We start from the raw sequence: 13,370 nt of genomic DNA, 5'->3' as shown, positions 1-13,370 counted from the left end.
TTGAGTGCCGCCACAATTAGTATTACCCAGTTCAGGGGGTATTTCTGGGTTGTGTCGGGGTGATGTTCTAGTCTGGGTCTCGAACACATGATCTAGGCATGAAAGTCACTTTCGGGAGGTAAGTGAATGACTGCAACTACGATTTGTTCCCCCGCCGTATTTCATACTCCACAGAATCCAGATTGCGCTTTAGCTCGCGCTTCGCAAGTAGCTCAGCGGGCTGATTTTCACCGTTGGCAGGTATTAGCTCAGGCGATGGATCCCGAGCTGGATGCTGATGTCCAAATTGCGGTGATCGCCAAGGCCACAGGCATGGCCAGTGGCTATATTCAATCCAATCTTGTGGCCATGGAGACCTTAAACGCATTGCCACTTCTGCACGCACTGCAGGAACAACTCTGCCATCTGGATATGCATCGACTGCGCGCTATCGATTCTGCACTTTCAGTGGCTGAAGCTAGCCAGCTTCCAGCATTAGATGAAGAATTGTTGAGATGGCTGACCCCTACCAAGGCGCACCAATCATTGCCTGGAGCTCGTGCTATTGCTCGGCATATCCGAGGGCAGTTGGTCATTATCGATGACACTCTCCCTGAAGCCGATGTCCCACCTCCGCCACCGGAGTGGGCGTATTCCATGAGAATCAACGACGATGGAACTGCAGATCTTTACGCTCGATTCGATGCGCAGGAAGCCGTCGCTATTGATTCTATGGTCCGGGCTTTGGCTGCCGCCGAAGGGATTAGTCAACCGCAGGCGCATGCGCGGCTAGTGAGTGGTGATGCTCAAACGCGGATAACGCTAAACCTCTATCAGGCCAAGGACATCCCCAATGCGCCAGTGTTTCTTCCGCGAGCAGGATGGCTGAGCCGCGCTGCTGGTAATGAGCTGGCAAACCAAGCCACCACAGTGCGAGAGATCGACCAGATGTCTACTTCAGTTACTACCGCGTATTCAACCCCGGAGGCGATGGAAGCGTTTATCGAGGGTCGAGATGGGACCTGTCGCTTCCCAGGGTGTGGAGTCTCCGCCGAATTCTGCGACAATGACCACCGAATTAACCATGCTGAGGGCGGAGAAACCGGGCCAACCAACCTCTTTAAGCTGTGCCGGCATCACCACAATCTTAAAACCGCGGGGCGGGTGTTCTACCTTCAAGATCCGCACAATGGAGATGTTGTATGGCTATTGGCAGACGGAACCTATGTCACGGATGAGCCGACGGGTCCGCTTTCTGCTGCCTCTAAGCGGTGGCTACAGACGGTGAACGGCAGAAAATCGGCCCGTGATCGGAAGGCCAGAACACGTGCCCAGGCGCAGAAACGAGAGGAACGGGATCAGTCGTAGCTGACGAAATAGGGGCCTTCTTCGTCGCGGATTGTTTGGCAAGCCAGAGTCTGGTTTTCGTGGTTGATCTCGTAGGGGGAAAGTGACCCATTGTTTTCCATATGGGATGAACCGCCGGTCAGGGTGCACTGGCAGGTTCCGCAATTGCCGGCTGTGCAAGAAAAGTGGGCTGGGATGGACTCAGCAAGCATCGCTGAGAGGAGGGTTTCCCCCTCTGGCCAGGGGAACTGGTATTCGGTACCGTCGATGTCAGCTCGATTATTCATGGGGTCCAGTCTAGGGCGCTGATGATTTCAGTGGCCAAGCTTGGTAAGTACTCGTGTCTTGTGTCGGAGACGCTGATTATGTCCCCAAGTTCACTCGAAGCCGCAGGGACTACTTGGTCGGTCGCAGAAACCACGGATACCACTCGAGTTTCCTTCGGAACGGTGACAGGAAAAGGTGTGGAGGTCATAATTTCCACAGCGCCCCGACCCATGACAGCGCGGATTCCATGGCGGAGCAGTGGGTTTGGGGGTTGTGGCAGGCCTCTAAAAGTTGCCCCCAAGCCGACGACGGTGCGGATCTTTCCTGGGTACTGCTGAGCGAGCCGGAGAGCGAGCATCCCTCCGAGTGAATGGCCCACGATGTCTACTTGGCTGCGGGGAGAGGCGTCGATAATCGGCTCTATGATCCGGGCTACCTCGGCGAGGGATTGAGATACCGCAACGGTCCCGCGTTGGCCGTATTCTGGGGCGACGACGGGGATGTTGCGGGCTATTAGCTCACGGGCGGTTACCTCGAAGTTGCCAGGCGATCCCATGAGGCCATGCAGCAATATCACGGGCGTGCCGGGGATATCTGCAGGCAAATCTGGCAATTGTCCCCGGTGGGGGAGCCAGCGCAACAGGCTCACATTAGTTGAGGATAGCCGTTGTCATCGGTCTCTAAGGCCGTACGGATACGCTGGGCAGCGTTATCCATCAATGCCGGATCGGTAGCATCGGCAGCCATGGCATGGGAGAAATCGTAGTCACTCATGGCGTCGGTGGGGAATACATGGATGTGAGTGTGGGCGACGTCGAAACCCGCGATGATATAGCCCGCCCGAGAGGAGCCAAAAGCCTCGATAACGGCCCGGCCGACATTCTGTGCCACCTCGTTGAGCTGCATCCATGTACCTGGTGCGAGATCGGTCCATCGATTGGTTTCTTCAACTGGGACTACGAGCACATGGCCGTAGCGCAGGGGTTCGATGGTGAGAAAAGCTACGATCCGTTCGTCGCGGTAGACGAAGCGTCCGGGAATCTCGCCGTTGATAATTTTGGTGAACACGCTACTCATGTCTTTAGGTTACAAGGAGTAGCGGCGCTTAGGTCTGAAGTTTTCCGGCCAAACGTTGCCCAGCTCGGGAAAGGTGGATGCGAACGGTTTCGGCTGCTTCGTCTGCTCGCCCAGCCACGATATGGCCAAGGATCAGTTCATGCTCGTGAGTGATGTGCTCAGTAGTGAGCAGAGTTGCACCCTGTACTTGTGTCATACACAGACGAATTTCGTCTGCGAGTAGGCGATACATCAGGCTTATCCGCTCGCTGTTTATAGCATCTACCAGGCTGGTGTGTAGCCGCATATCGGGGTCGATGATCGAGCTATGAGATGAAGTACTCAGCAGCTTGTTAATTTCGGCGTTAGCGGTGAAGGCAGCTTCTGGGGCAAATTGCAGTTCGGCAAGCCGGCGTACTGCATCGGTTTCTATGAGGCTGCGGGTCCGGTAGATGTCGTGAACACTATCGGGGGTAAGCGTGGTCACACGCGCGGTGCGATGGGCCTGACGGGTCAGCAATCGAGAGGCTACGAGACTTTCAATCGCAGCTTTGGCTGTTGGCCGTGAGACTGCGTAGCGCTCGGCGACATCAACCTCTCCCAAGGGGGTGCCAGGTTCGAGATGTCCTAATAACAGTCGACTGCGGAGGTCGGCAGCAACTGTCTTTACCGCTGGTGCGCCCGATCTTCGCTGCGTGCTCATACGCTCACCGCTTTCCGTTGTGATGTGATTCACCTAAGATGGCCTATTGAAAGTTGTTAGACAATTACCAACTCCTGTCAGACAATCCATCTGGCGCCAGGAAGGTCTTATGCCCACCTCACGTTCTCCCATGGCCGATTCTTCACAGATAGTTGCGGAGCTTGGTGCCGCCCTGTCCGATCCTCAGCAGGTAAAGGATCGTTTGATAGACCGAGTCGCCTATGCCAGCGACGCCTCGCATTATCTTTACACCCCGCAGGCAGTGGTTATTGCCAACAACGCTCGGGAAATCGGTGAGGTATTCCGAGTAGCCAAGGCTAATTCTAGCCCGGTCACTCTGCGCGCTGGCGGTACCAGCCTCGCCGGACAATCCTCTGGCGACGGCATTCTTCTCGACGTCCGTCGGCACTTCCGCGATATTGAGGTCCTCGACGGCGGTAGGCGAGTTCGAGTCGAACCTGGCGCGACCGTCCGCCAAATCAATGCCCGCTTGGCGCCTTTTGGCCGCAAACTCGGACCCGATCCAGCCAGTGAGGCAGCTTGCACCATCGGTGGAGTCATCGCCAACAATTCTTCCGGAATGGCGTGCGGTACGGAGTTCAACACTTACCAAACTCTCGAGTCGATGGTCTTTGTTCTGCCATCTGGCACGGTGATTGATTCTGCTGCCGCGGATGCTGAGAATCGCTTGAAGGAATTAGAGCCAGAGCTGTTCGACACATTGGTTCAGCTGCAGCGTCGGGTTCGCTCCAACCCAGAGTCAGTCGCGGTAATCGAAAAGCACTTCGCGCTCAAAAACACCATGGGCTACGGATTGAACTCCTTCTTGGACCATGATTCCCCGGTCGCACTGTTGACTCGTCTGATTATTGGCTCCGAGGGGACATTGGCATTCGTTGCGGAGGCCGTGTTTTCTACCGTCGCGGTCAGCCCGCTGATCTCTACTGCGTTGGCAGTTTTCCCCAATCTCGATGCCGCCACTCGGGCATTGCCTGATCTGGTGGACTCCGGCGCAGCCACCCTAGAGGTCATGGATGCCACCTCATTGAGGGTTGGCCAACAACTACCGGGAGTGCCGCAGGCCATTACCGGATTTGAAGTGGATAATCAGGCTGCGCTGCTCATTGAATACCACGCATTAGAGGCGGAGGAACTAGAACATAAGCGCCGTCTAGGCACCAATCTACTGGCAGATCTGGAGCTCTATTCTCCCGCCGCGCTCTCCGCAGATCCAGTCGCTCGTGCTGCGGCGTGGGGTTTCCGTAAGGGGCTTTATGCCAGCGTGGCTGGAGCGAGGACTTCTGGCACAACTGCTCTTCTGGAAGACATCGCAGTGCCGGTTCCCGAATTGGCATCGACTTGTGAAAGCCTCCAGGAGCTATTTGCCCGACATGGCTACGCCGATAGCGTCATCTTTGGACATGCCAAAGACGGCAATATTCACTTCATGCTGACTGATCGCTTCGAAGGCGATCAGGCGCTTGGCCGCTACCATGAGTTCAACGAATCAATGGTCGATTTGGTGCTGGGAGTGGGCGGCAACCTTAAAGCTGAGCACGGTACCGGGCGTGCCATGGCGCCCTATGTGCGCAGGCAATACGGCGATGAGCTCTATGAGGTCATGGTTGAGCTCAAGCACGCCTGTGATCCGACTGGGATGCTCAACCCGGGAGTAATTCTTGACGAGGACCCCAAAGCCCATGTTCGCAATATCAAGCTGGCGGAATCGGTAGAGAAGGAAGTTGACCGCTGCGTTGAGTGTGGATACTGCGAACCGGTGTGCCCGAGTAAGGATCTGACCCTGACACCCCGGCAGCGCATTGTGGTCCGTCGTGCACAGGCGGCAGCGCAAGCTCGAGGGGATAAAGAGACCTTCGCTGAACTGGAAAAAGAGTATGACTATGACGGAGTGCAGACCTGCGCGGTTGATGGCATGTGTCAGACTGCCTGCCCAGTACAGATCAATACCGCCGACCTGGTTCGACGGCTGCGTCAGGAAACTGCCCAACCCGCGCTGGCCGGTGGCTGGAATGCGGCAGCCAAGTCTTGGGGCACGGTCACCAGGGTGGGGTCGGTAGCTCTCAGCGCTGCTGCGAAACTTCCCACCCCATTGGTTAAGGGGGTAACTACCGTTGGTCGAACAATCCTTGATGATGACGTCGTGCCGGAATATCACGGACAGCTGCCCGGTGGCGGGTCCGCACGTCGTGGCCACGCGGGGTTGTTCGGTGCCCAAACGGGACAACCACAGGGTGTGTTTCTGCCAGCTTGTGTCAATTCCATGTTCGGTCCCGAAGATGGGGAACTCGGGGTTACCGAAGCTTTTCGACGCCTCCTTGTTCGCGCCGACGTAGCCCTCACCGTTCCGGACAATATCGAATCGCTGTGCTGCGGCACACCGTGGTCGTCCAAGGGCTATGCCAAGGGGCATCAAACGATGCAAGACCGAGTGGTCAAGAGCGTCCTCGAAGCCACTGATGGCGGTCGGCTTCCAGTCATCAGCGATGCCTCCAGCTGTACTGAGGGCTTTGCCAAACTGCTGGAGGGAGAAGACGTAGAGCTGATAGATTCGGTGAGCTTCGTAGCTCGGAATGTTCTGCCCTTCCTAGAGGTCACTGAGCAGCTAGCTACGTTGACTCTGCATCCGACGTGTTCGACCACACACCTAGGGATCGACGGCGATCTGCAGGCTCTCGGCCAAGCCGCCGCAGCCGAGGTTCATGTTCCGCAGGCTTGGGGATGCTGTGCTTTCGCTGGTGACCGCGGAATGTTGCATCCCGAGCTGACCGCCTCGGCGACTGCTCCAGAAGCCGCGGAGGTAGCTGAGATTGGTGCCGAAAACCACGCTTCTTGCAACCGCACCTGTGAGATCGGAATGACTCGAACTACCGGTACTCCCTATGTCCATATCCTCGAGACTCTCGAGAAAACCACCCGGACAGGTGTGTGAGTCATTCCGGACCGATAAGCTCAGAAACCATGCGCATTCTCGTGATCGGATCGGGCGGCCGCGAACACGCCCTACTCAAGGGCCTCGCCGCCGACCCCGCCACCACTGAACTCCACGTTGTCCCTGGCAATGCTGGTATGTCCGGCCTAGCCATCGTGCACAAAGACGCCGGGGCGGTGGATGACCCCACCGCCATGGTTGCTTTGGCGAAGCAAGTTTCTGCCGATCTGGTGGTCATCGGACCTGAGATCCCCCTCGTCGCGGGCGTCGCCGATGCTCTGCGGGAGGCTGGTATGCGAGTGTTCGGCCCCAACCGGGATGCCGCGCAGATCGAAGGGTCAAAGAAATTTGCCAAAGAAGTCATGGCAGCCGCAGGTGTTGAAACCGCACGCGCGGAACAGCTGCTGCCGGAGAGCTCCGACTCGGAGATCGACGCCGCGTTGGAGCGTTTTGGCCCGATCTGGGTAGTCAAAGATGATGGCCTGGCTGGCGGCAAGGGAGTGGTGGTCACCGAGGATCGTGCAGCCGCTCGCGAGCACGTCGAAGCTGTTCACGCTCTAGGCAACCCGGTGCTGCTCGAGTCTTTCCTCGATGGCCCTGAGGTGTCCTTGTTCTGCTTGGTCGATGGCGAGACCGTCGTTCCTTTGCTGCCGGCCCAAGATCACAAGCGTGCCTTCAACAACGATGAAGGGCCCAACACCGGTGGCATGGGCGCTTACACTCCGTTGCCCTGGCTTCCGTCCGAGGGCGTGCAGCAGATTGTCGATGAAGTATGTGTACCCGTCGCCGCAGAGATGGTCCGTCGTGGAACTCCCTACTCCGGTCTGCTTTATGCCGGTCTAGCTTGGGGTGCGAATGGTCCCTCAGTAGTGGAGTTCAATGCTCGCTTCGGCGATCCGGAGACCCAAGCGGTGCTGGCACTATTGAAAACCCCGCTGGCTACCGTGCTTGACTCAGTTGCCTCGGGAACCCTCGCAGAGCAGCCGCCGCTGGAGTGGTCAGATGCTTATGCACTGACTGTTGTTCTCGCAGCTGCCGATTATCCGGCTTCTCCTCGCAAGGGAGATGTCATCACCGGCCAAGTACTCGAGGACACCGCGCGGGTGCTTCATGCTGGCACTGCACACAATGAAGCTGGCGAACTAGTCTCTGCGGGTGGTCGAGTGCTCAATATTCTTGGCGTCGGCGAGACGTTGGAAGCCGCCCGCGATGACGCTTATTCCACCATCGAAGAGATCACTTTGGCTGGGTCGTTCTATCGCACCGATATTGCACTGCCCGCGGTTGAGGGGAAGATCACTCTCTAGCGGGGTAGATGATCTAGCTAGAGCGGGCGTCGATAAGCTGGAGATCATGAAGATCGCCAGCGCACGCAGCAATGTTCAACCATTTCGGGTCATGCAAATGCTTGATCTGGTCCATCGCCGTCGGCGCGAGGGGTTAGAGACAATCATGCTCTGCGCTGGGCAACCGCCTACTGGCGCGCCGCAGGCCGCTCTCGATGCGGCTGCGGCCTCTCTGCATGAATCGACGCTCGGGTACACAGAAGTTGTCGGCGACCGTGAGCTGCGGGAAATCATTGCCACCTGGCATTCGCAGACCTATGGAGTAGACACCTCGGCGGATAATATCGTCATCACTACTGGTTCTTCTGGGGGCTTTGTTGCCAGCTTCCTGGCAGTGCTTGATCACGGTGACGCAGTGGCACTGAGCTGCCCTGGCTACCCGGCTTATCGCAATATTTTGGAATCTCTTGGCGCTCGCGTGATCGATCTGGTCTGCGATGCGGATACTCGTTTCCAACCCACCGCGGCCATGCTGGAAGCCTTGCCGGAAGCGGACCGGCCGAAAGCCGTCATCGTGACCTCCCCGGGAAATCCCACAGGCACCATCATTGACCCGGCTGAGCTGGAACGCATTGCTCGCTGGTGTGAGGACAATGGCGCAGTTCTCATCTCAGATGAGGATTATCACGGTATGAGTTTTGGCCGTGAGCTCGCCTCTGCCCGGCAGTTCTCGGATCGCGCGATCGTGGTGGGCACGCTCTCGAAATACTTTTCGATGACCGGTTGGCGCGTCGGCTGGCTTATTGTTCCCGATGAGCTGCTTACCCCGATTGAGAACCTCCAAGCTTCCCTCTCATTGTGCGCACCAGCCATTTCTCAGGTGGCTGGCAGAGCAGCTTTTGGCGCACCTGCCCGCGCTGAATTGGATGGTCATATCGAGCGTTATCGTGCTGCCCGAGCAGTATTTCTTGAGGAATTGCCCAAGATCGGATTCGATCGCTTTGCCGACCCAGATGGTGGACTCTATCTCTGGGTGGATGTTTCCTCGGTCACTGATGATTCTGAGGCTTGGTGCAAAGAACTGGTCGATGCCATCGGAGTGGCATTGGCGCCAGGCGTTGATTTTGATCCGATCAACGGTCATAAGTGGGTCAGATTGACGCTGTGTGCCCCGGAGGAAGAGACCCGCGAAGCCTGCAGACGGCTGGGGCGCTATCTCGTGCGATAATTGAGGGCGTGGCTGACAAAAAGAAAATCTCAAACGTCCTAGCGAATCGTTACGCCTCCGCTGAGCTGGTCGAGCTCTGGAGTCCTGAGTACAAGATCGTGCTCGAACGACAGTTGTGGATTGCGGTGATGAAAGCGCAAAAGGACCTAGGCGTGGACATCCCCACCTCGGCAATTGCTGCCTACGAATCCGTCATTGACCAGGTCGATCTGGCCTCGATTGCTGATCGTGAGCGGATTACCCGCCACGACGTCAAGGCGCGCATTGAGGAATTCAATGCACTGGCCGGCCATGAGCATATCCATAAGGGTATGACCTCTCGTGACCTGACCGAGAACGTCGAGCAGCTGCAGATTTTCCTTTCGCTGGAATTGGTACGCAACAAATCCGTGGCTGTGCTGGCCCGGATTGGTGAGCGCGCCGCACAGAACCAATCGTTGGTTATGGCTGGCCGCTCCCACAACGTGGCAGCTCAAGCGACCACCCTGGGCAAGCGTTTTGCCTCGGCTGCAGATGAGATGATGGTTGCTATCGAACGCACCGAAGACCTGCTGGGTCGCTATCCGCTGCGCGGGATCAAGGGCCCGATGGGCACCTCCCAGGACATGCTGGATCTCATGGGCGGCAATGAGTCTCAACTGGCTTCCCTGGAGACCTCCATCGCCGATCACCTGGGATTCTCCCGAATTTTTGATTCTGTTGGCCAGGTTTATCCGCGATCGCTGGACTTTGACGCCATCTCTGCTCTCGTCCAATTGGGCGCGGGCCCGTCTTCCTTGGCGCATACTCTCCGGCTCATGGCTGGCAACGAGACCGTCACTGAGGGGTTCAAGGAAGGGCAAGTCGGTTCTTCGGCCATGCCGCATAAAATGAACGCCCGCTCTTGTGAGCGCGTGGGTGGGCTGCAGGTTATCCTGCGCGGCTACCTCACCATGGTTGCTGACCTCGCAGGTCAGCAGTGGAATGAAGGGGATGTGTTCTGTTCGGTCATCCGCCGCGTGGCACTGCCGGATGCCTTCTTTGCTTTGGATGGCATGTTCGAGACTTTCCTCACAGTCCTCGATGAGTTTGGTGCTTTCCCGGCGATGATTGACCGCGAACTCGAGCGCTACCTGCCTTTCCTGGCGACCACGCGGATCCTGATGGCCGCCGTCCGGGCAGGGGTTGGACGTGAGACTGCCCACGAAGTCATCAAGGAAAACGCCGTTGCAGTGGCTTTGAACATGCGTGAAAACGGTGGGGGACAAGATCTCATCGAGCGTCTCGCTGCTGATGATCGGTTGCCGATGTCCAGGGAAGATCTTGACTCCGCGCTGGCAGATAAGCACGCCTTCATCGGCGCTGCCGAGTCTCAGGTCTCCCGGGTGATCAGCCGCATTGACGCTCTGGTGCAGATGCATCCGGAGGCAGCTGGTTACCGCCCCGGAGAGATCCTCTAGCTCGATTACCCAACCACCATCAGCGGGTCTAGACTCCATGGTCATGCGTCCTGAGCTCTCTGAGTACAATCATCTCTCCGCCGGCAAGGTCCGGGAGATCTACGAGATCGATGACGAGACCCTCCTGATGGTGGTCTCCGATCGGATCTCCGCCTACGACTACAGCCTGGATCCGGAGATTCCGGACAAAGGTCGGGTACTAACCGCGATGAGCGTCTTCTTTTTCGACGCCATCGATTTCCCGAACCATTTGGCTGGTCCCGCTGATGATCCGCGGATCCCGGAGGAAGTGCTCGGTCGAGCACTGGTGGTGAAGAAATTGAAAATGTTGCCCTTCGAGTGCGTTGCCCGTGGCTATCTCACCGGTTCCGGACTGAAGGAATACAAAGCTAACGGCACCGTCTGTGGCATCGAGCTACCGGAGGGGCTGAAGGAATCTTCTCGCCTGCCGGAGCCGATTTTCACCCCAGCTACCAAGGCTGAACTCGGCGATCACGATGAGAACGTCAGCTTCGAGGCAGTCGTGGAAAAGCTGGGCGATTCCCGCGCTGAGGAATTGCGTGATGCAACCTTGCGCATCTACTCGAAGGCAGCGTCCCTGGCGGAGGCTAAGGGAATTATCCTCGCTGACACCAAGTTTGAGTTTGGCCTTGATGCAGACGGCAACTTGGTCTTGGCCGATGAGGTTTTGACTCCGGATTCCTCTCGCTACTGGCCCGCCAGTTCTTATGCTGAGGGCAAGGTTCAACCCAGCTTTGATAAGCAGTACGTCCGCAACTGGCTAACTAGCTCTAAATCTGGTTGGAAGGCCGATGAGACCACTCCGCCGCCGGCGCTGCCGGGCTCAGTTGTAGAAGCAACTCGCGAGCGCTATATCGAAGCTTTTGAGCGGCTTTCTGGCCGGAAGTTCTCCACTTGGGTCGGCTGCTGCGTCTAAACCACGGCGACTAGGATCGGTGGGCATGACTTCTCAGCCCCCCATTGCCCCACGCCATCCCATCACCCGTGAGTTTCATGGTCGCAGCTTCGTTGATGATTATGAGTGGCTGCGGGACAAAGAGTCTCCGGAGACCATTGCCTATTTGGAGGCCGAGAACTCCTATACCGAGGCACAAACCGCAGGCATCAGCGAGCTGACCGAGGCGATCTACTCCGAGATTAAGTCCCGGATCAAAGAGACAGATATGTCCGTCCCACAGCGTGCCGGTGACTACTGGTACTACGGTCGGACTATCGAAGGTAAGGACTATGGACTCTCCTGCCGTATTCCAGTTGCCCAAGACCAAGACCCTTGGGTAGCTCCCGTCATCCCGGAAAACGGTGAGATTCCCGGTGAAGAGGTCTTGCTTGACCTCAATGAACTGGCTGAAGGCCAAGAGTTCTTCTCTCTGGGTGCCTCGAGTGTGACCACCTCGGGTCGATTTTTGGCTTATTCGGTAGACACCACCGGCGATGAGCGTTTTGATCTTCGGATCAAAGATCTTCAGACCGGCCAGCTGCTCGATGATAAGCTCAGCGGAATTTTCTACGGCGCTACCTGGGCAGGGGAGGAGCATCTGTTCTACCAGCGCGTCGACGAGGCTTGGCGTCCGGACACCATCTGGCGCCACCGGATCGGCACTGATCCTGCCGAGGATGTGTGTGTCTTCCATGAGGAAGATGAGCACTTTTTCACCGGTATCGGTTCCACTCGTGGTGAGAAGTACCTGATTATCGAAGCTGCATCCAAAATCACTTCGGAAACTAGGGTGCTGGATACCTCTGATCCGGAAGGCGAGTTCCGCCTGTTGTGGCCGCGTCAGGCAGGCGTGGAATATGCCATCGACCATGCCGTAGTAGCCGGCCAGGACAGGTGGTTGGTCACCCACAATCTCACCGGACCAAATTTTGAGGTCGGGGAATGCGCGGTTGAGGGGCAGCTGCCCGCTTTGGATGAGCTCAACGTGCTCATCGCGCACGATGAGCACACGCGCATCGAGGGCGTCGATACGTTCCAGAACCAGATTGTCGCTGCTTATCGACGCGGCGCGATCGGCCGCTTAGCTGTCATGGTGCTGCCGGAGGATGGGTATGGAACCTTCCAAGAACTTGAGTTTGATGAAGAGCTCTACACCGCGGGTTCTCTCGGAAACCCGGAATGGGACGCACCCGTAATTCGGATCTCCTATGGCTCCTTCACCACTCCGGCCAGGCTGTATGACTACCACGTAGCCACTGGTGAATTCACGCTGCTCAAGGAGCAAGAAGTCCTCGGTGGCTACGATCCCCATGACTATGTGGCGCATCGCCTGTGGGCCACTGCTGAAGACGGTGCACAGATCCCCGTCTCAGTGGTCCATCGTGCGGACCTGGATCTTTCACAACCCAATCCGACCGTCCTTTATGGCTATGGATCCTATGAATCGAGCACGGATCCAGGATTCTCGGTATCTAGGCTTTCGGTGATGGACCGCGGGATGATCTTTGCGGTCGCACATGTGCGCGGCGGCGGCGAGATGGGTCGTGGTTGGTATGACGAGGGCAAACAATTGTCCAAGATGAATACCTTCACTGACTTCGTGGCGGTGGCCGATGATCTCATCAATCGCGGGCTGAGTAGCCCCGAGATGATGGTTGCCGAAGGTGGATCTGCCGGTGGCATGCTGATGGGTGTGGTGGCCAACTTGGCAGGTGATCGCTTCGCAGGTATTCAGGCGATTGTTCCTTTCGTTGATCCTCTGACCAGTATGCTCAAGCCGGAGCTTCCGCTGACAGTGACTGAATGGGACGAATGGGGAGACCCTTTCCACGACCACGAGGTTTATGACTACATGGCCTCCTATGCCCCCTACGAGAACATTGAGGCCAAGCAATACCCGGATATTCTGGCCATCACTTCCCTCAACGACACTCGAGTTCTCTATGTGGAACCGGCTAAGTGGATCGCCAAACTACGGGAGACCGCTATCGGTGGCACCTTCTTGCTCAAGACAGAAATGTCCGCAGGTCATGGTGGAGTATCCGGACGTTATGCGCGCTGGCACCAAACTGCCTTTGAATATGCATGGACCTTGGATACCGCGACCGCGGGGAGAAAAAGCTGATGCTTTTTCACTCCATCGCGACAGATAGATAG

At 57.2% G+C, this 13,370-nt stretch carries 11 protein-coding genes; 7 read left to right on the top strand and 4 right to left on the bottom strand.

The genetic code is table 11. The features are described from left to right. Positions 1 to 126 precede the first annotated feature (126 nt). The gene (locus tag C5L39_RS00275) at positions 127 to 1,347 is read left to right on the top strand and encodes an HNH endonuclease signature motif containing protein (protein WP_123046895.1); all 1,221 of its coding nucleotides are present in this window, start codon (positions 127 to 129) and stop codon (positions 1,345 to 1,347) included. Here C5L39_RS00275 and C5L39_RS00270 read toward each other — a convergent pair. From C5L39_RS00270 to C5L39_RS00255, 4 genes are read right to left on the bottom strand one after another with little or no spacing between them, the layout of a single operon-like run. After that, entirely contained in the window at positions 1,338 to 1,613 is a 276-nt protein-coding gene (locus C5L39_RS00270; RefSeq protein ID WP_123046894.1) for a 2Fe-2S iron-sulfur cluster-binding protein, read from the bottom strand. The genes C5L39_RS00275 and C5L39_RS00270 overlap by 10 nt on opposite strands. Next, positions 1,610 to 2,242 (bottom strand): alpha/beta fold hydrolase, encoded by a 633-nt coding sequence (locus C5L39_RS00265; protein WP_126268710.1) that lies wholly within the window; start codon positions 2,240 to 2,242, stop codon positions 1,610 to 1,612. The genes C5L39_RS00270 and C5L39_RS00265 overlap by 4 nt, the downstream gene beginning before the upstream one ends. Continuing rightward, on the bottom strand, positions 2,239 to 2,670 hold the full coding sequence (locus tag C5L39_RS00260; RefSeq protein ID WP_123046892.1) for an HIT family protein: 432 nt from the start codon (positions 2,668 to 2,670) through the stop codon (positions 2,239 to 2,241). The genes C5L39_RS00265 and C5L39_RS00260 overlap by 4 nt, the downstream gene beginning before the upstream one ends. 28 nt (positions 2,671 to 2,698) lie before the next feature. Then, positions 2,699 to 3,352 carry a GntR family transcriptional regulator gene (locus C5L39_RS00255; RefSeq protein WP_123046891.1) on the bottom strand — a complete coding sequence of 218 codons (654 nt, stop codon included), beginning with the start codon at positions 3,350 to 3,352 and terminating at the stop codon, positions 2,699 to 2,701. A gap of 109 nt (positions 3,353 to 3,461) precedes the next feature. On the opposite strand from C5L39_RS00255, the gene C5L39_RS00250 reads away from it, so the two are divergent. From C5L39_RS00250 to C5L39_RS00225, 6 genes are all read left to right on the top strand, one after another. Continuing rightward, positions 3,462 to 6,302, top strand: a complete 2,841-nt coding sequence (locus C5L39_RS00250) for an FAD-binding and (Fe-S)-binding domain-containing protein (RefSeq protein ID WP_123046890.1) — start codon at positions 3,462 to 3,464, stop codon at positions 6,300 to 6,302. Positions 6,303 to 6,331: 29 nt separating this feature from the next. Next, on the top strand, positions 6,332 to 7,609 hold the full coding sequence (purD, locus tag C5L39_RS00245) for a phosphoribosylamine--glycine ligase (RefSeq protein ID WP_123046889.1): 1,278 nt from the start codon (positions 6,332 to 6,334) through the stop codon (positions 7,607 to 7,609). Positions 7,610 to 7,700: 91 nt separating this feature from the next. Then, entirely contained in the window at positions 7,701 to 8,816 is a 1,116-nt protein-coding gene (locus C5L39_RS00240) for a pyridoxal phosphate-dependent aminotransferase (protein ID WP_123047098.1), read from the top strand. Then, positions 8,816 to 10,255, top strand: coding sequence for an adenylosuccinate lyase (gene purB / locus C5L39_RS00235; RefSeq protein ID WP_197714694.1), 1,440 nt, complete (start codon positions 8,816 to 8,818; stop codon positions 10,253 to 10,255). The genes C5L39_RS00240 and purB overlap by 1 nt, the downstream gene beginning before the upstream one ends. 43 nt (positions 10,256 to 10,298) lie before the next feature. Then, positions 10,299 to 11,192 (top strand): phosphoribosylaminoimidazolesuccinocarboxamide synthase, encoded by an 894-nt coding sequence (locus tag C5L39_RS00230; RefSeq protein WP_123047097.1) that lies wholly within the window; start codon positions 10,299 to 10,301, stop codon positions 11,190 to 11,192. Between the two features lie 25 nt (positions 11,193 to 11,217). Continuing rightward, on the top strand, positions 11,218 to 13,338 hold the full coding sequence (locus C5L39_RS00225; RefSeq protein WP_123046887.1) for a S9 family peptidase: 2,121 nt from the start codon (positions 11,218 to 11,220) through the stop codon (positions 13,336 to 13,338). Positions 13,339 to 13,370: the final 32 nt, after the last annotated feature.

This window comes from Corynebacterium alimapuense, assembly GCF_003716585.1.
In the GTDB taxonomy this organism is placed as follows: Bacteria; Actinomycetota; Actinomycetes; order Mycobacteriales; family Mycobacteriaceae; genus Corynebacterium; species Corynebacterium alimapuense.
Note: the sequence above shows the minus strand (reverse complement) of the source record. Positions and strands in the feature narration are given on the sequence as shown.